At 66.0% G+C, this 17153-nt stretch carries 16 protein-coding genes; 8 read left to right on the top strand and 8 right to left on the bottom strand.

What is annotated here, in order from left to right:
* Positions 1-3: 3 nt before the first annotated feature.
* Together D7325_RS13770 and cobA are read left to right on the top strand one after the other, a co-directional pair.
* On the top strand, positions 4-2712 hold the full coding sequence (locus D7325_RS13770) for a nitrate reductase (protein ID WP_120996521.1): 2709 nt from the start codon (positions 4-6) through the stop codon (positions 2710-2712).
* 76 nt (positions 2713-2788) lie between these two features.
* Positions 2789-3526, top strand: a complete 738-nt coding sequence (gene cobA / locus D7325_RS13765) for a uroporphyrinogen-III C-methyltransferase (protein ID WP_120996519.1) — start codon at positions 2789-2791, stop codon at positions 3524-3526.
* Positions 3527-3536: 10 nt separating this feature from the next.
* On the opposite strand, the gene D7325_RS19400 is transcribed toward cobA, so the two are convergent.
* The 3 genes from D7325_RS19400 to aceK all read right to left on the bottom strand — a co-directional run bounded on the left by D7325_RS19400 (position 3537) and on the right by aceK (position 7830).
* The gene (locus tag D7325_RS19400; RefSeq protein ID WP_342769574.1) at positions 3537-3659 is read right to left on the bottom strand and encodes a PA1414 family protein; all 123 of its coding nucleotides are present in this window, start codon (positions 3657-3659) and stop codon (positions 3537-3539) included.
* Positions 3660-3915: 256 nt separating this feature from the next.
* Positions 3916-5961: a TonB-dependent receptor family protein gene (locus D7325_RS13760; RefSeq protein WP_245962083.1), complete on the bottom strand. Its 2046-nt coding sequence runs from the start codon at positions 5959-5961 to the stop codon at positions 3916-3918.
* Between the two features lie 123 nt (positions 5962-6084).
* Positions 6085-7830 (bottom strand): bifunctional isocitrate dehydrogenase kinase/phosphatase, encoded by a 1746-nt coding sequence (gene aceK / locus D7325_RS13755; RefSeq protein WP_120996517.1) that lies wholly within the window; start codon positions 7828-7830, stop codon positions 6085-6087.
* A 304-nt stretch (positions 7831-8134) separates the two neighbouring features.
* On the opposite strand from aceK, the gene D7325_RS13750 reads away from it, so the two are divergent.
* On the top strand, positions 8135-9085 hold the full coding sequence (locus tag D7325_RS13750) for a DMT family transporter (protein WP_120996515.1): 951 nt from the start codon (positions 8135-8137) through the stop codon (positions 9083-9085).
* A gap of 48 nt (positions 9086-9133) precedes the next feature.
* Here the strand turns inward: D7325_RS13750 and cysK are convergent, their stop codons facing one another.
* Positions 9134-10108: a cysteine synthase A gene (cysK, locus tag D7325_RS13745; RefSeq protein ID WP_120996513.1), complete on the bottom strand. Its 975-nt coding sequence runs from the start codon at positions 10106-10108 to the stop codon at positions 9134-9136.
* Positions 10109-10205: 97 nt separating this feature from the next.
* Between cysK and D7325_RS13740 the strand changes: the two genes are divergently transcribed.
* The 4 genes from D7325_RS13740 to D7325_RS13725 all read left to right on the top strand — a co-directional run bounded on the left by D7325_RS13740 (position 10206) and on the right by D7325_RS13725 (position 13929).
* Entirely contained in the window at positions 10206-11267 is a 1062-nt protein-coding gene (locus D7325_RS13740) for a DUF748 domain-containing protein (protein ID WP_120996511.1), read from the top strand.
* A gap of 141 nt (positions 11268-11408) precedes the next feature.
* A complete protein-coding gene (locus tag D7325_RS13735) occupies positions 11409-12254 on the top strand; it encodes an AAA family ATPase (RefSeq protein ID WP_120996509.1) in 846 nt (281 codons plus the stop codon).
* Positions 12255-12307: 53 nt separating this feature from the next.
* Complete coding sequence (locus tag D7325_RS13730; RefSeq protein WP_120996507.1) at positions 12308-12700, top strand: GFA family protein; 393 nt, start codon at positions 12308-12310, stop codon at positions 12698-12700.
* 47 nt (positions 12701-12747) lie between these two features.
* Positions 12748-13929, top strand: a complete 1182-nt coding sequence (locus D7325_RS13725; protein ID WP_120996505.1) for a vWA domain-containing protein — start codon at positions 12748-12750, stop codon at positions 13927-13929.
* A gap of 5 nt (positions 13930-13934) precedes the next feature.
* On the opposite strand, the gene D7325_RS13720 is transcribed toward D7325_RS13725, so the two are convergent.
* The 3 genes from D7325_RS13720 to D7325_RS13710 are packed head-to-tail and all read right to left on the bottom strand — an operon-like array spanning position 13935 to position 15772.
* Positions 13935-14456, bottom strand: a complete 522-nt coding sequence (locus D7325_RS13720) for a DUF2937 family protein (RefSeq protein WP_120996502.1) — start codon at positions 14454-14456, stop codon at positions 13935-13937.
* A complete protein-coding gene (locus tag D7325_RS13715; RefSeq protein ID WP_120996500.1) occupies positions 14450-15238 on the bottom strand; it encodes a class II glutamine amidotransferase in 789 nt (262 codons plus the stop codon). The genes D7325_RS13720 and D7325_RS13715 overlap by 7 nt, the downstream gene beginning before the upstream one ends.
* Positions 15239-15292: 54 nt before the next feature.
* Positions 15293-15772: an MFS transporter gene (locus D7325_RS13710; protein WP_245962082.1), complete on the bottom strand. Its 480-nt coding sequence runs from the start codon at positions 15770-15772 to the stop codon at positions 15293-15295.
* 197 nt (positions 15773-15969) lie between these two features.
* Here D7325_RS13710 and D7325_RS13705 point away from each other — a divergent pair, with 197 nt between their 5' ends.
* Complete coding sequence (locus D7325_RS13705) at positions 15970-16410, top strand: universal stress protein (RefSeq protein WP_120996498.1); 441 nt, start codon at positions 15970-15972, stop codon at positions 16408-16410.
* 42 nt (positions 16411-16452) lie between these two features.
* Here the strand turns inward: D7325_RS13705 and D7325_RS13700 are convergent, their stop codons facing one another.
* Positions 16453-17145, bottom strand: a complete 693-nt coding sequence (locus D7325_RS13700; RefSeq protein ID WP_120996496.1) for a DUF6901 family protein — start codon at positions 17143-17145, stop codon at positions 16453-16455.
* Between the last annotated feature and the right edge of the window lie 8 nt (positions 17146-17153).

Here is a 17153-nt window from a genome sequence, read left to right as displayed (position 1 = left end):
GGCATGACCCGGCCCGCCCGAACCACGGCCTCGACCTGCTGCTACTGCGGCGTCGGTTGTGGCGTGCTGATCGAGCATGACGGCGAGCGCATTCTCGGTGTCGCGGGCGATTCATCCCATCCCGCCAACCTCGGCAGGTTGTGCAGCAAGGGCACGACCCTGCACCTCACCGGCGACCTGGATGCGCGTGCATTGCACCCTGAGTTGCGCCTGGGCAAGGGGCTGCCGCGCAGCCGTGTCGCCTGGGACAGCGCGCTGGACCATGCCGCCGGCGTATTCGCCGACACGCTCCGCCAGCATGGGCCCGAGAGCGTGGCCTTCTACGTATCCGGCCAGTTGCTGACCGAGGACTACTACGCCTTCAACAAGCTCGCCCGCGCCCTGGTGGGCACCAACAACCTCGATTCGAACTCCCGCCTGTGCATGTCTTCGGCCGTGGTCGGCTACAAGCGCAGCCTCGGCGCCGATGCACCGCCGTGCTGCTACGAAGACATCGAGCAGACCGATTGCCTGCTCATCGCCGGCAGCAACATGGCCTACGCCCACCCCGTGCTGTTCCGCCGGCTCGAAGAAGCTCGTGCCAGGCGCCCGCAAATGAAAGTGATCGTCGTCGACCCGCGGCGCACCGACACCTGCGAGCTGGCCGACCTGCACCTGCAGATCCTGCCAGGCACCGACGTTGCGCTGTTCCACGGCTTGCTGCACCTGCTGCTTCGGGACGGACACGTCGATCGCGGCTTCATCGCGTCGCATACCGAAGGCTTCGACGCACTCGAAGCGCTGGTGCAGGATTACACGCCGGCGCAGGTGGCCGAGCGCTGTGGTATCGACGTCCGTGACCTCTTCGCCTGCGCTCAAATGATCGGCGGTGCGGCGTCGTTTCTGTCCCTGTGGTGCATGGGGCTCAACCAGTCGACCGCCGGCAGCGCGAAGAACAGCGCGCTGATCAACCTGCACCTGGCCACCGGCCAGATCGGCCGGGTTGGCGCCGGCCCCTTCTCGCTCACCGGCCAGCCCAATGCGATGGGCGGCCGCGAGACGGGCAGCCTGTCCAACCTCCTGCCGGGGCATCGCGAAGTCGCCGATCCCGCGCACCGTGCCGAGGTCGCCGCCTACTGGGGCGTGCCCGCCGTGCCGGCACAGCCGGGGCTGTCGGCGATCGAGCTGTTCGAAGCGGTGCATGACGGGCGGATCAAGGCCCTGTGGATCGTCTGCACCAACCCCGCGCAGTCGCTGCCCGATCAGCAGCGCGTGCACCAGGCGCTCGCCGCCTGCCCCTTCGTGGTGGTGCAGGAAGCCTTCGCCACGACCGAAACCTGTCGCCACGCCGATCTGCTGCTGCCGGCCGCGAGCTGGGGGGAAAAGGACGGCACGGTGACCAACTCCGAGCGGCGCATCAGCCGCGTGCGCCAGGCGGTACCCGCACCCGGCGAGGCACGTCCTGACTGGGCCATCGCCTGCGATTTCGCGCGTCGCCTCGAGCGTCACCTGCGTCCGGGGGCGCCAAGTCTGTTCGACTTCCAGACGCCCCAGGCCCTGTTCGAGGAATACAAGGCGCTCACCGCCGGCCGCGATCTGGATTACAGCGGCCTCGATTACGCCCGGATCGACGTGCACGGCCCGCAGCAGTGGCCCTTCCCTACCGGCGCCGCAACGGGCACCGCACGCCTGTACGCCGCCGGACGGTTCCCGACGCCTAGCGGTCGAGCCCGCTTCATCGCCGATGCCTACGTTCCGCCGATTGAATCGCGCGACACGCGTTACCCGCTCACGCTCAACACCGGCCGACTGCGCGACCACTGGCACGGCATGAGCCGCACCGGCACGGCGGCCCGGCTGTTCGGTCACGTCGAGCAGCCGTTGCTCGGCCTGCACCCGCAGACGCTGGCGCAGCGTGGCCTCGTCGAGGGCGAGCTGGTGCGCGTGCGCAGTCGCCGCGCCGGGCTCGTGCTGCCGGTGCAGGCCGATCCCAGCCTGCGGCCGGAGCAGGCCTTCGTGCCGATGCACTGGGGCGACCGCTTTCTGAAAGGGCTTGGCATCAACGCGCTGACCCTGCCGGCGCGCGATCCCCTGTCGCAGCAACCGGAACTCAAGCACGCCGGCATCGAGATTGAACGGGTCGACCTGCCGTGGCACTTCTTCGCGCTCGCCGAGGGCCGCGTGCAGGCGCGGCTCGAAGCCGTGCGGCCGATGTTCGAAGGCTTTGACTACGCCAGCTTCTCGCTCGCCGGGCGGGACCGCGCGGCCCTGGTGATCCGCGCCGCACGCCAGGACGCGCCCGGCAGCGAATGGCTGGAGATGATCGACCGCCTGCTGGATCTCGCCGACGGACCGGTCCTGACTTATGACGATCCACGCCGCGCCGTCGGCAAGCGGGTACGCGTGGAACAGGGACGCCTGCTGTCGCTGCGCCTGGCGGGCGAAACCGCTGCACGGGATTGGCTCAAGCAGCTTTGGCAGGACGGCACACTCGACCCGGCGCTGCGACCCTGGCTGCTCGCGCCGCTGAGCGAGGCGCCACGGGCGACGACCGCTCCCGCCGGCAAGACGCTGTGCAACTGCATGGACATCAGCCAGGCGCGTGTCTGCGCCGGAATCGCCGCCGGGCTCGATCTCGAGGGCCTCAAGCGCGAGCTGGGCTGCGGCACCCAATGTGGCTCCTGCATCCCGGAAATCCGACGCCTGATCGCTCGGCAGCCGGTCGATGCGTAGCACAGGACGATCGGCGCTCGCCCACGGCGGCGCCGGAAGCAAACGAGGTACGGGCAATGCCCGACGAGGAAATGGCATGGCAGCGAAAGTCTGGCTGGTCGGTGCGGGTCCGGGCGATCCGGAGTTGCTTACGCTCAAGGCGGTGCGCGCACTGGGTGAAGCCGAGGTGGTGCTGATCGACGATCTGGTCAACCCCGCCGTTCTCGAGCATTGCCCGAACGCGCGGGTGATTCCTGTCGGCAAGCGCGGCGGCTGTCGCTCGACACCGCAGGCGTTCATCCATCGGCTGATGGCGCGCTACGCGCGGCAGGGCCTGTGCGTGGTGCGCCTGAAAGGCGGCGACCCCTGCATCTTCGGACGCGGCAAGGAAGAAGCCGATTGGCTGGCCGCACGCGGGATCGAGGTCGAGCTGGTCAACGGCATCACCGCCGGACTGGCCGGGGCCACGCAATGCGGCATCTCGCTCACGCACCGTGGCGTGGCACGGGGCGTCACGCTGGTCACCGCCCACACGCTCGACGAAAGCAGCCTCCAGTGGCGGGCGCTGGCCAACACCGGCACGACGCTGGTCGTGTACATGGGCGTGGCGCGGCTGGAGCAGGTTCAGAGTGGATTGCTCGACGGTGGGCTCCCCGCGTCGACACCTGTGGCGATGATCGAAAATGCCTCACTGCCACAGCAACGCGAATGCCGCACGACGCTCGGCGAAATGGCCGCCCACGCGCTCACCTTCGCGCTCAAGAGCCCGGCGATTCTGGTGATCGGTGAGGTGGCGGCTCAGGCGGCGGTCTCCGTGCTGGAGCACACCGCCTGACGGGGCAGGCTCAACGGCGCGGCGGCGCCCGGCGAGGCTGGACCCGGACCGGAATCGGCTGCGGCCGCGGGGGTTCGACCCACCCCAACAGCACCGCCAGGTTCCAGCTGACACGATTGAGCCATGCTTTCATGAATCGACCCTCCTACAACGCAATGGTTGGGTACCGCCGGCGGCGCATGCTGCCTGCCTGACAGCCTAGCCCATTGCCACCGGTGCGGCGACTTGATTCATTCCGTGACGCCCGCTCCTGCGCCGGCCGCAGCCAGCGCCGCTCGGGCCGTGCCGCCTGGCCCGACATCGGAGGCCTCGCATCGTCACCGATGCGCCGGCCCTCATAAGGTGCGACCGGTACCGCCGACATGAGTTCGCCGGGCGGAGTCATACGGTCAGAACGTCGCCTTGAGCCCGGCGTAGAGGGTGCGCCCCGGCCCCGGCTCGAAGTAGCGGCCGAAGGTCGCGTTGATACGGATATTGTCGTAGTAGTCCCGGTCGGCCAGGTTGTCGATACCGAGGTAAGGCTCGAACTGCTGGCCGGCCCATTCGAAGCGCTTGCCCAGCCGCAGGTTGATCAGCGCATAGCCGCCGATGCGGGTCTGGTTGGCATCGTCGGCGTACTGGGGGCCGAAGGCATTGAGGTTGATGCGGCCGTACCAGCCGTCGCGTTCGTAGGCCAGTTCGGTGAACAGCGCCTGGCGGGCGATGCCCGGCAGCCGGTTGCCGTCGAACACACCGTCCTCGGTCCGGTAGTCGACGTACTCGAAGTCGTTGAGGGTGTAGGCCGCGATGAGCTGCCAGCTCGGCGCGAAGCGCCAGTCCAGGCTCGCCTCGAGGCCGTCGCGGCGCGATTCGCCGGCGTTGCGGTAATAGCTGCGCCCGGCCTGCCCTGCCAGAGTGTAGGGCACCAGCTCGTCTTCGATATCGACGCGGAAGATCGCGACCTCGTAGCGCAGATCGGACCACTCGCCCTTCAGCCCAACCTCACGGTTGAACGCCTGCGCCGGGCCCAGCGACGGGTTGAAGCCGCCGCCGGCCGGGTTGGCCAGCTCGTTGATGGTCGGCGTCTCGAAGGAGGTGGCAACACGGCCGTAGAGACTGTGGTGCGCATCGAGCCGGTAACTAAGGCCGGCACTGTAGTTCCAGTCCTCGAGCCTGCGCGAACCGGATTCGTCCGGATCGGTGGCCGTCACGAAGGCATCGTCGACTTCCAGTTCGACCACGTCATAGCGGGCGCCAAGCGCCGCCAGCCAGCGTTCGCCCAGGCTGACCTGGTCTTCGACGAACAACGCCCAGCTGTCGGCTTTTTCACGCTGGTCGCTGGTCAGTGCGCCGCGCTCGCCGAGCAGATTGTCATGACGCGTGCGGTTATCGCGTTGCGCCTCCACATCCACCCCGCCGGTCACGGCATGCGGCAGGCCGAATGCGGTGGTGCGATGGGTGTACTGCGCGCTGGCGCCGGCGAAATGCCGGTCGAACGCGCCCTGCCCGCCGTCCTGGAACGGCAGGCGGTTGGCGAAATCGCGATGCCCGTACCAGGTGCGCAGCCGGTAGCTGTCCTCGCCCGGTGCGTAGCCATCCCAGATCAGCGCCATGCGCTGCTGGCGAATCGTCTCGTCGCCGCCGAAGCGCAGGTTGTTCGGCGCCGCCTGATCGCGATCCGCACGGACCTCGCCTATCCGCAGGCCGCCCGGATCCTCGATGCGGTTGTCGATGGCATTCACGGTCAATCCCAGCTGGCCGGCGGTGGCGTACCACTTCAGCTTGCCGGTGACGTTGTAGGTCTCGGCGTAGCCGTGCTCGCGATAGCCGTCGAGCTCGGTCCGGCTGAACGCGACCAGCCCGCCCCAGTCGCCCACGCTGGTGCCGGCCTCGACACGCGCCCGGCGATAGCCCAGCTCGCCGACGCTCAGGTCGAGTTGCGTATAAGGCACGGCCGGAGGCTCGCGGGTCTCGATCAGCAGCACGCCACCGGCGGCGTTGCCGTACAGCGTCGAAGCCGGGCCACGCAGGACCTCGACATTTTCCACCAAACCGAGGTCCAGGCCGTCCAGTTCGGTCTGCCCATCAGGCATGGTCAGCGGTACGCCATCGACCAGCACCCGCACGCCCCGCACGCCAAAGCTCGCCCGCGCGCCGAAACCGCGAATCGACAGGCGCATGCCCTGGGCCAGGTTGTAGCGGTTCTGCGTCAGCACGCCGGGGATTGGCGCCAGCAGACGATCGAGCGCAAGCCGCTGCTCGCCTTCGACATCGGCGGACGACACGCTACCGACGGCGGCCGGCGTGCGAATCCAGGCCGACTCGGTGCGCGGCGCGGTGATGATCAGCGGCTCGGTCTCGAGCGCCTCCTGGGCGCAGGCGAGCGGCGACAGGCCGGCTGTGGCCGCGGCCAGCAGCCAGGCGCCGCAGGTGTTGTGATTGGTGTGAAACGACACGGCACTGTCCTTGTTCGGCTAGAGGGATTCGCACCCAGGCAAAACAGGCCGTGTCGACGCACGGCCTTATCGTCTTGGGCCTGCCGGCGAACCGGCGAGCCTGCAATGGACAGCGATCGGCGATCAATGCTCCGCTCGATGGGTTCGCTCGGCATCCGACGCCCTGCGCCGGTAGGGAAAGACATCGATCACCTTGCCCGCATTGATGGCCTGCTGAAGGCTCTTCCAGTAGTCGGCGTCGTACAGATCGCCATGCAGCCGCGCGAACAACCGGCGTTGGGCCTGGTCGGCGAACAGGAAGCGCGGGAACTCCTCGGGAAAGACGTCGTTCGGCCCGACCGAGTACCAGGGCTCCGAGGACAACTCGTCCTCGGGGTAACGCGCCTCCGGGATGTAGCGAAAATTCACCTCGGTCAGGTAGCAGATCTCGTCGTAGTCGTAGAACACCACGCGGCCGTGCCGGGTGACGCCGAAGTTCTTGAGCAGCATGTCGCCCGGGAAGATGTTCGCCGCGGCCAGTTGCTTGATCGCCAGCCCGTAGTCTTCCAGCGCCTGGAGGGTCTGCTGTTCGCTGGCCGATTCCAGATAGAGGTTGAGCGGCGTCATGCGGCGTTCGGTCCAGCAATGGCGGATCAGCACGGTGTCGCCCTCCACCACCACGGTCGAGGGCGCGACCTCCAGCAGCTCGGCCAGGCACTCCGGCTCGAACTTGGCCAGCGGAAAGCGGAAGTCGGCGAACTCCTGGGTATCGGCCATCCGCCCGACGCGGTCGACGTTCTTCACCAGCCGGTACTTCTCGATGACGGTGTCGCGGCTGATGTTCTTGGTCGGCGAGAAACGGTCCTTGACGATCTTGAACACCGTGTTGAAGCCCGGCAGCGTGAACACGCTCATGACCATGCCGCGCACGCCCGGCGCCATGACGAAGCGGTCGTCGGTCGTCGCCAGGTGGTTGATCAGCGCGCGGTAGAACTCCGACTTGCCCTGTTTGTAGAAGCCGATGGAGGTATACAGCTCGGCGATGTGCTTGCCGGGCAGGATGCGCTTGAGAAAGCCGATGAACTCCGCCGGAACCGGCACTTCCACCATGAAGTACGAGCGGGTGAAGGAAAAGATGATCGAAACCTCGGCCTCGTCGGTGATCAGCGTGTCGGGGACGATGCCGCGGCCTTCGCGGTTGAGCAGCGGAATCACCAGCGGCCATTGCTCGTCGAGCGTCTGGATGCGCCCGACCAGATAGGCGCCCTTGTTGCGATAGAGCACCGAGGAGAACAGCTCGACGGTCAGCTGCGGGTCCTTGCAGACCCAGTCGGGCAGGCAGTCGACCAGCTCGCCGAGCAGGCGCTCGACGTCCCGATCGATGTCCTCGTAAGGCACGGCGAAGGCGTACTCGTCGAGCATCCGCCGCAGCATGCCGGCCAGATCGCCCGCCGGCCGGTACACGCGTGTCTGCGCCGGGCGCGCATGAAGGCGCACGGCCGGACGCGTGCTGTGGATGAACATAGTGTTGTCGCTGATGCAGTCATGGCTGAACAGGCAGCAGAAGATCGAGTTGTACCAGGTCTCGGACAGCTCATCGTCCAGCCGCACGTCAATCAGGTCGATGTAGGCCTGCTTGACCTCGGGCCAGCGCTCGACCTGCAACAGATCCAGGTCAGCGAAGTGCGCACGCAGCGCCTCGCCGGTCTCGGCGACCTTCTCCTCGTAGAGCCGAATCCGCGCAGCGGAGGCCTGCTGCGCCTCCTGCCACTGCGCCTGTTCGAAGCGCTGCCGCGCGCCCTCGGTGATCTGGCGGAAATGGTCGCGATAATCATCGAAACCGAGAAGGATGCGGCGGGCGATCTCCGCGGCCGGCCATTGCTGTGACATGGAGCGTTCTCTCAGGGAGCCTGGACGGCGAGAGTAGCCAGCGGACCAGGGCAAGGAAAGCAGCACTTTGGTCGCGATGATGACGCCGAGGAGGCGAAGGCGTCCTTGGGCCACGACGGCATGCGCAGAACCCACTCATTGTCCGGGCTGCCGGCAGGGTGGGCTTCAGCCCACCTTTCTGGAGAACTGCCATCTGTCCGCTGGTGCCGCATGTCGGCTTGGTCGCGAACTCGATGAGCAGGATTCGGATTGCCACTCACGGATGCGCGGACGAGACTGGCCAGGTCCCTCTGGAGTCGCTCGCATGCGTACCCTCGATCTGCTTCGTCTCACCGGCCTGGCCGCCATCTGGGGCGCCAGCTTTCTGTTCATGCGCATCATCGCGCCGGTGCTCGGCACCTTCCCGACGGCGTTCTTCCGCGTGCTGCTGGCGACGGTCGGGCTCCTGGCCATCCTGCTGGCGATGCGAACGCGCTGGTCGTTCGACGGCAAGCTGGGCGCCTGCCTGGTACTCGGCGTGGTGAATTCCGGCATTCCCTTCGCCTGCTACGCGGTCGCGGCACAGTTGCTGCCGGCCGGCTACTCGGCGATCTTCAACGCCACGACGCCTTTGATGGGCGTGCTGATCGGTGCGCTGCTCTTCGCCGAGAAGATGACCGGCGCCAAGCTGGCCGGGGTCTGCTTCGGGCTGGTGGGCGTTGCGCTGCTGACCCGCACCGGGCCGGTGGCCTACGACATGGAATTATTGGTCGGCGCCCTCGCCTGTCTCGGTGCGACCGCCTGCTATGGCCTGGGCGGCTTCCTCACCCGCCGCTGGATCAACGACCGCGGCGGTCTGGACAGCCGCCTGGTGGCCTTCGCCAGCCAGGCCGGCGCCGCCCTGGCGATGCTACCGTTGTTCGGTGTGTCGGTCGCGATCGAACCGCCGGCCTCCTGGGGCGACGGCACGCTCTGGGCAAGCCTGCTGGCCTTGGGGATCGGTTGCACGGCCTTCGCCTACATCCTCTATTTCCGCCTGCTCGCCGATATCGGCCCGGTACGTACGCTGACCGTGACCTTCCTGATCCCACCGTTCGGCGTGTTCTGGGGCGTCCTGCTGCTGGACGAGCCGCTGTCCTGGGCTTACCTGCAAGGCGGCACGCTGATCGCCATCGCGCTGTGGCTGGTTCTCAAGCCCGCGCCGGCCGAGCCGGAGCCGGCTATACCCTCGGAGGTGCAAACCGCCGAGTTGGAGCCGGAGCGGCGCGCACCCTGATCGCAGACACCGGCGCCAGGCCCAACAAGCGGCCTGGCGCCGTGGGCCTTACTGCACCATTTCCTGGTCGGTGAACAGGTCGGCAAACAGCATGCTCGACAGGTAGCGCTCGCCCGAATCGGGCAGCACCACGACGATCGTCTTGCCCTGCATGTCGGGCTCCTGGGCCAGCCGGACCGCCGCAGCCACGGCGGCGCCTCCCGAAATGCCGCAGAGCATGCCCTCTTCGCGCATCAGGCGCAGGGCCATCTCCTTGGATTCCTCGTCAGTCACGCACAGGGCGCGGTCGACCATCGAGAGGTCCAGGTTCTTCGGGATGAACCCGGCACCGAGCCCCTGGATCTTGTGCGGGCTGGGCTTGAGTTCGTCGCCAGCCATCGCCTGGGTGATGATCGGCGACGCCGCCGGCTCGACCGCCACCGACAGGATCGGCTTGCCCTGCGTCCCCTTGATGTAACGCGACACGCCGGTGATGGTTCCGCCCGTGCCGACGCCGGCAACCAGCACGTCGATCGCACCGTCCGTGTCGTTCCAGATTTCCGGCCCGGTGGTTTTCTCGTGGATCGCCGGGTTGGCCGGGTTCTCGAACTGTTGCGGCAGGAAATACTGCGCCGGATCGGCGTTGGCGATCTCCGCGGCCTTCTCGATCGCACCCTTCATGCCCTTGGCCGGCTCCGTCAGCACCAGTTCCGCGCCCAGCGCCTTGAGCACCTTGCGCCGTTCCAGGCTCATGGAGGCCGGCATGGTCAGCATCAGCTTGTAGCCCTTGGCCGCCGCGACGAATGCCAGGCCGATGCCGGTGTTGCCGGAAGTCGGCTCGACGATGGTCATGCCGGGCTTGAGACGGCCCGACTCCTCTGCCGCCCAGATCATGCTCGCGCCGATGCGGCACTTGACCGAGTACGCCGGGTTGCGACCCTCGACCTTGGCCAGCAGCGTCACGCCCTGCGGGCCCAGCCGGTTGATCCGGACCAGCGGCGTGTTGCCGATCGACTGTGCGTTATCTGTGTATATGCGGCTCATGGTCACTGTTCCTTTGTCGTTTGCCTGGCGTGCCGTGGGTGCGGAAAAGGGCGATGAACACGCTGAACCCCTGTTTCCGAAGGCAGTCAGTTTAGGCATGAGAAAGTCAGCTCGCATCACTCTCGTCACCCTGATCGTCATCGCGCTGCTCCTGGTGGCCTTGCGCGTGGCGTTGCCCGGCCTGGTTCGCGACTATCTCAACGAGAAGATGGCGGACATGGGCAGTTATTCCGGGCACATCGATGACGTCGACATTTCGCTCTGGCGAGGCGCCTACCAGCTCAACGGGCTGACCATCGAACAGGTGACCGACGAAGCGGAGATTCCCTTCCTGGAAGTGCCGGAAGTGGACATCGCGGTGAGCTGGGCGTCGCTGTTCGGCGATGGGGCACTGGTGGCGAAGCTGACGCTGCACAGTCCCGAGCTGAACTTCGTCGACGGTGAAGGGGAAGAGGACCAGACCGGCGAAGGCGTCGACTGGCGCGACAAGCTGCGCGAAATGGTGCCGATCCGGCTGGAAATCGTGGAAGTCATCGACGGCGCGGTGCACTTTCGCAATTTCACCTCCGAGCCGCCGGTCAACCTCTATGCGAACCAGATCGACCTGACCGTCCACGGGCTCAGCAACGCGGGCGACGCGCAGGCCAAGCGCAGCGCCAGCCTCGTCGGCAGCGCACTGTTTCTCGCCCATGCGCCGCTGGATGTGCAGGCCGAGTTCGACCCTCTGGTGCGGATGGAGGACTTCCATTTCATGTTGCGCATCGTCGACGTGCAACTGACCCGCCTGAACGACTTCGCCCGTGCCTACGCCAATTTCGATTTCAAGAGCGGCACCGGCGATCTGGTCGTCGAGGTCGACGTGGTCGACAGCCAGCTCGATGGCTACATCAAGCCGCTGCTGCACCACGCCGAAGTGTTCGACTGGCAACAGGACGTCGAGCAGCAGGACAAGGGCTTCTGGCGCAATGTCTGGGAGGGCCTGGTGGGCGCGGCGGAGAGCGTCCTGCAGAACCAGCCGAAGGATCAGGTCGCGACGCGCGTCGAACTCGATGGCAGCCTGAAAGACCCGGAGGTCAGCCCGTTCCAGATGTTCGTTGCCATCCTGCGCAACGCCTTCATCGAAGCCTTCCAGCCGCGCTTCGAAAACCCCGAGCAATGACGGGCCGCCCGCAGCCAGGTGCGGGCGCAACGATCATTCAGTGACTGAATGCCGGCACTTCGTTCACAGCATCGGCGACCGCCGGTATAGTCGATCGCCTGCTCACGCGTCAGCCCGGGCCCCAGCACAAAGGAAATCCCAATGAAGTTCGAAGGCACTCAGTCCTACGTCGCCACCGACGATCTGAAGCTCGCGGTCAATGCCGCCATCACCCTGCAACGACCCCTGCTGGTCAAGGGCGAGCCCGGCACCGGCAAGACGATGCTCGCCGAGCAGCTGGCCGAATCCTTCGGTGCCAAGCTGATCACCTGGCACATCAAGTCGACCACCAAGGCGCACCAGGGCCTGTACGAGTACGACGCGGTCAGCCGTCTGCGCGACTCGCAGCTGGGCGTGGACAAGGTCCACGACGTGAAGAACTACATCAAGAAGGGCAAGCTCTGGGAGGCCTTCGAAGCCGAGGAGCGCGTGATCCTGCTGATCGACGAAATCGACAAGGCGGACATCGAATTCCCCAACGACCTGTTGCAGGAACTCGACAAGATGGAATTCTTCGTCTACGAGACGAACGAGACCATCAAGGCCAGGCAGCGTCCGATCATCATCATCACCTCGAACAACGAGAAGGAGCTGCCGGACGCCTTCCTGCGCCGCTGCTTCTTTCATTACATCGCCTTCCCCGATCGCGACACGCTGCAAAAGATCGTCGACGTGCATTTCCCCGCCATCAAGCAATCGCTGGTCAGCGAAGCGCTGGATATCTTCTTCGACGTGCGCAAGGTGCCGGGCCTGAAGAAGAAACCCTCGACCTCGGAACTGGTCGACTGGTTGAAACTGCTGATGGCAGACGAAATCGGCGAAGCCGTTCTGCGCGAGCGCGATCCGACCAAGGCGATTCCGCCACTGGCCGGCGCGCTGGTGAAGAACGAGCAGGATGTCCAGCTGCTCGAACGCCTGGCGTTCATGAGCCGCCGCGCCAGCCGCTGAGTCGATTCGCCACCGCCCCGGCACCGTTCGAACCCTCGGCTGGAGAATTCGACATGCATACCGGAAGCTGCCTTTGCGGCGCGGTCAAATACCGCATCGATGCGGACATCGATTCGCTGACTCATTGCCACTGCAGCATGTGCCGCAAGGTGCATGGCGCGGCGTTCGCCACCTACGCGAGCGTGCCGCTGGATCGCTTTCACTTCACCGAGGGCAAGGAGGAGCTGGGCGTCTACCACTCGTCCGAGCACGTGACGCGAACCTTCTGCAAGCATTGCGGGGCGAACCTCCAGTTCGTCGACAATCGCGAGCATGAGGTCGGCGTTGCCGCGGGCACCCTCGATTCGCCGCTGCCACCGCCGCCGCAGTCACACATTTACACCGGATCGAAAGCCGACTGGTACGAGATCCGGGACGGGTTGCCGCAACATGCGGACGACGCCTGACAGTCATCACATCCGCCGCGCCGGAGCGGGCGCGGCCAGAGGTAGCTATGCTGCTTGGCCTGTTCAATGAAATGCGCGCGGCCAAGGTGCCGGTTTCAGTGCGCGAACTGCTCGACCTGATCGATGCGCTCGACCACAAGGTCGTCTTCGCCGACATGGACGAGTTCTACTTTCTGGCCCGCACCATCATGGTCAAGGACGAACGCCACTTCGATAAGTTCGACCGGGCCTTCGGTGCCTACTTCAAGGGTCTGGAGAACCTCGACCAATACTTGCAGGCACTGATTCCCGAGGAATGGCTGCGCAAGGAATTCGAGCGGCTGCTGACCGACGAGGAAAAGGCGCAGATCCAGTCACTCGGCGGGCTCGACAAGCTCATCGAGGAATTCAAGAAGCGCCTCGAGGAGCAAAAGGAGAAGCACGCCGGCGGCAACAAGTGGATCGGTACCGGCGGCACCAGCCCGTTCGGCTCGGGCGGCTTCAATCCCGAGGGCATCCGCGTCGGCGACGCCGGCAAGCGCCAGGGTCGAGCCGTGAAAGTCTGGGATCAGCGCGAATACAAGAACCTCGACGACCAGGTCGAGCTCGGCACCCGCAACATCAAGATCGCCCTGCGTCGGCTACGCAAGTTCGCGCGCGAAGGCGCCGCCGAGGAGCTGGACATCGACGGCACCATCGACCACACCGCCAAGGACGCCGGCCTGCTCAACATCCAGATGCGGCCCGAGCGACGCAATACGGTCAAGTTGCTGCTGCTGTTCGACATCGGCGGCTCGATGGACGCCCACGTGAAGGTCTGCGAGGAGCTGTTCTCGGCCTGCAAGACCGAGTTCAAACACCTGGAGTACTTCTACTTCCACAACTTCATCTATGAATCGGTGTGGAAGAACAACTTCCGCCGCACTTCCGAGCGCACTTCGACGCTCGACCTGCTGCACAAGTACGGCCCGGATTACAAAGTAGTGTTCGTCGGCGATGCGGCCATGGCCCCCTATGAGATCACCCAGCCGGGCGGCAGCGTCGAGCACTGGAACGAAGAAGCCGGCTACGTGTGGATGCAGCGCTTCATGGAGAAGTACAAGAAGCTCGTCTGGATCAATCCCTACCCGAAGGACACCTGGGGCTATACCAGCTCGACCGGCATCGTGCGTGAACTGGTCGAGGACCGGATGTACCCCCTGACGCTCAGCGGGCTCGAAGAAGGGATGCGGTTTCTCTCGCGCGGTTGAACCAATCAGGCCAGGCGACGGCGCCGGGAACGGTGCCGCCGACCGCCGGCCAGGCGAAACAGCAGCAAACCGGCCAACTCCACCAGCCAGGCCAGCACGAGCGCGCAGCCCAAGCCCCAGGCGATGGCCGCCGGACTGAGCAGAACCTGGAAGTGGTAACTCCGCCAGACCTCGGCGATCAGCGAGCGATCGGCCCTGAACGCCAGGTGCCATACGCGCGCGTACCAGGGCCCTTGCATGGCGCGCCACTCCAGTTCGAGGATGCGGGCACGCTCGACCAGCCGCTCGATGCTCTGCGCATCGCTCTGGAACACCGCATCCTCACTGTTGCGGTAATGCTCGACCAGCGCCGCCATGTCGCCGGAGAAAAACCGCCGAGCGGTCTCCCGAAAGCCCTGCAACCCTTCCTGCGCCTCCAGGCGCCTCGCCTCGACGTGGCGGTCGTAGGCCTCGATGAAGCCCGGCACCTGCACGCCCACCAGCAATCCCAGCGCAAACACCACCAGGCGCAGGTAGCTTCTCAACATGCCGGCGACTCCACCTGCCCGCGCGCGACACAGGCGCCCAGCCGCCACAGGCTCCATTCACCGGAGCGATGAGTCGTCCAGGTTTCGTTCTGGGTAAGCGGCTCGGTGGCCAGCACCGTGACCACATCCTTGGGCGTGGTTTCATGCTGGAAGTCGACGGTCAGCTCGGCATCCCGCAACTGCGCATGGCCGAACGGAGCTTTGCGGGTGATCTCGACCAGCTTGGTGGTGCAAAAGCTGAACAGCCAGTCGCCGTTGCTCAGCAGGCAGTTGAACACCCCATGCGAGCGGTACTGCGCACAGGCCTCGACCATGATCGGCAAGATGGCCTCAGCCGCGCACGGCTCGGGAAAGTCGTGGCGAATGCGGTTGAGCAGGTCGCAGAACGCCAGCTCGCTGTCGGTTTCGCCGACCGGCCGATAGTGCCCCTGCGCGGGCCGGAAATCGGCCAGTTGGCCGTTGTGCGCAAAGCACCAGTTCCGGCCCCAGAGCTCGCGCACGAACGGATGCGTATTGACCAGCGACACCTTGCCGACGTTGGCCTGGCGAATGTGGCCGATCACCACCTCGCTCTTGATCAGGTAGTGCTGGACCATCTTGGCGACCTCCGACTCGCAGCTGGCCACCGGGTCCTGGAACAGCCGCAAGCCCTTGCCCTCGTAGAAGGCCAGCCCCCAGCCGTCCTTGTGCGGGCCGGTCTTGCCGCCGCGCTGCATCAGGCCGGTGAAGCTGAACACGATGTCGGTCGGTACGTTGGCGCTCATGCCTAGCAATTCGCACATCTGCTGGTCCCCGGGCCGTTATCGATTCGACGGGTCGTCTCGGTGTGAGGTTCGCTAGAGCCGTGGCTCGACGCGCGGTCCCCCCGCGCCGCCGAAGCTTGCGCGTGGCCCATCGAAGCGTTCGCCATCGGCCAGCCGCTCGCGCAGCGTTCGCCCATCCGCCTCGGCGGGCTGCGCGGGTTCGCCACGGTGCGCCCGCCGACGCTCGAACAGCCAGCGCACCCCCGCCAGAATGAGGTAAAGCGCGAAGGCGATGAAACCATACAACGCCAGGTCGGCGACCGCGCGCCAGGCGTTGTTGCCTACGTCAAGCAGGATATCGAGGGCCGTGATGGCAATCGCCGGGGCGAAGAGTTCGCGCTCGGCATCGACGATGGTCGGCGTCGCCAGCAGCACGGCGACCAGCAGCCGCAGCGGTTCGCGCAGCCAACGCCAGAGCGGCCGCGTCATCCGGAACCAGACCAGCAGGCAGCCCAGGGCAGCGATGCCGTAAGCGGCCCAGGCCATCGAGTAATCGTTTTCGAAGATCAGCATGGGAGTCTCTCTGTGGAACGGATCGTCGCAGCGCGCATTCGGTCCGGCCGGCATGATAGCAGCCCTCCGCGCGGTCCCCGAACCCCGTCGCGGCTGCCGTCGACCGCTCGCAAGATGCCGCAATGCCACAGCGGTGGGAATGTCCGCCATGCCGGTGCCATACTTGCGACAGACCTACTTGCTCAGGAGGAGACACCATGCCGTACCGGAACATTCTGGTTGCCACCGACCTTAACGACGAGTGCCATCCCGTAGTCGAGCGCGCGCAGGACCTGGCCAACGCCAGCGGCGCCAAACTCACCCTGGTGCATGTGATCGAACCGATGGCCATGGCCTTTGGCGGAGACGTGCCGATGGACCTGTCGATGCTGCAGCAACAGCAGTTCGACCAGGCCCGCGAGCGGCTGGATACCTTCGCCGGCCGCTACGCGGGCCTGCCCTCCGAACAGCGCCACCTCGCCTACGGCCAGCCACGCCAGGAAATTCACCGACTGGCGCGTGAACAGGGTTGCGATCTGATCCTGGTCGGCAGTCATGGCCGACACGGCCTGGCGCTACTGCTGGGCTCGACGGCCAATGACGTGCTGCACGGCGCACCCTGCGATGTGCTTGCGGTTCGGCTCAACCGCGGGGAATGAGCGCCCGCCGCCCGCGTGCCCCGCAGCAACGGGCACGCGGGATCACGCGGTCTCGATGTCGTCGTCGGTGATCATCACGAGCGGGCGTATCTTGCGCAGCTGCGCTTCGAGCGAATACGTCAGGCTCGACGCCATCGAGAAAAATGTCAGGAATGCCTTGAGGTTCGAATCGCCCTTGCAGGTGTCGTGAATGCGCTGCCAGAACGCCTGATTGACCAGCTGCAAGGCCTGGAACGCCTCCACCAGCCCGCGCAATTCCCAGTCGGGCTGCCGCCCCTCGCGCAGGTTGAAATACTGCCGCGTCAGGTAGAGCGAGACGGCACGCAGCACGAACTCCTGGTTGCTGGCGAACGGCAGATGCTGCTGCGCCATCGGCCTCAGCCGCGACAGCACCGGGCAGGCACTGGTCGCCATGATCACGCCCAATAGCGCCCGCAGCCCCTCCTCCAACCCGACCAGCTTCGCGTACTCGCGATCGGGCGTACGAACGCGAACGTGCGCCTTCTGGATCGCAGGCAGGCCCTGGAAATCCTCGATCACCCGGTGCAGGTCCACCGCCGCCGGGCAGTGGGCGAAGCGCTCCCTGCTCAGCGGGCAGTTGCTGCACTGATGATGCCCGAGGCGCGTCCAGGCGGGCGCACGAGCGGCCGACTCCGGGTCATGGACCCGGTCAAGCACGATGCGGTAGTTGAACTCGTGCTCGTCGTCGAGCGTGATCCGATATTCGATGGCCATCCGAGGCT

Source organism: Stutzerimonas urumqiensis (genome assembly GCF_003640395.1).
In the GTDB taxonomy this organism is placed as follows: domain Bacteria; phylum Pseudomonadota; class Gammaproteobacteria; order Pseudomonadales; family Pseudomonadaceae; genus Stutzerimonas; species Stutzerimonas urumqiensis.
The sequence above is the reverse complement of the archived record's forward strand: the minus strand, read 5'-3'. Positions and strand labels throughout refer to the sequence as shown.

Coding starts and splice junctions, on each gene's coding strand:
- D7325_RS13705 (WP_120996498.1), top strand. CDS start 15,970: ATGCCGTACCGGAACATTCTGGTTGCCACCGACCTTAACGACGAGTGC.
- D7325_RS13735 (WP_120996509.1), top strand. CDS start 11,409: ATGAAGTTCGAAGGCACTCAGTCCTACGTCGCCACCGACGATCTGAAG.
- cobA (WP_120996519.1), top strand. CDS start 2,789: ATGGCAGCGAAAGTCTGGCTGGTCGGTGCGGGTCCGGGCGATCCGGAG.
- D7325_RS13725 (WP_120996505.1), top strand. CDS start 12,748: ATGCTGCTTGGCCTGTTCAATGAAATGCGCGCGGCCAAGGTGCCGGTT.
- D7325_RS13750 (WP_120996515.1), top strand. CDS start 8,135: ATGCGTACCCTCGATCTGCTTCGTCTCACCGGCCTGGCCGCCATCTGG.
- aceK (WP_120996517.1), bottom strand. CDS start 7,830: ATGTCACAGCAATGGCCGGCCGCGGAGATCGCCCGCCGCATCCTTCTC.
- D7325_RS13740 (WP_120996511.1), top strand. CDS start 10,206: ATGAGAAAGTCAGCTCGCATCACTCTCGTCACCCTGATCGTCATCGCG.
- D7325_RS19400 (WP_342769574.1), bottom strand. CDS start 3,659: ATGAAAGCATGGCTCAATCGTGTCAGCTGGAACCTGGCGGTGCTGTTG.
- D7325_RS13710 (WP_245962082.1), bottom strand. CDS start 15,772: ATGCTGATCTTCGAAAACGATTACTCGATGGCCTGGGCCGCTTACGGC.
- D7325_RS13720 (WP_120996502.1), bottom strand. CDS start 14,456: ATGTTGAGAAGCTACCTGCGCCTGGTGGTGTTTGCGCTGGGATTGCTG.
- D7325_RS13715 (WP_120996500.1), bottom strand. CDS start 15,238: ATGTGCGAATTGCTAGGCATGAGCGCCAACGTACCGACCGACATCGTG.
- D7325_RS13730 (WP_120996507.1), top strand. CDS start 12,308: ATGCATACCGGAAGCTGCCTTTGCGGCGCGGTCAAATACCGCATCGAT.
- D7325_RS13700 (WP_120996496.1), bottom strand. CDS start 17,145: ATGGCCATCGAATATCGGATCACGCTCGACGACGAGCACGAGTTCAAC.
- cysK (WP_120996513.1), bottom strand. CDS start 10,108: ATGAGCCGCATATACACAGATAACGCACAGTCGATCGGCAACACGCCG.
- D7325_RS13770 (WP_120996521.1), top strand. CDS start 4: ATGACCCGGCCCGCCCGAACCACGGCCTCGACCTGCTGCTACTGCGGC.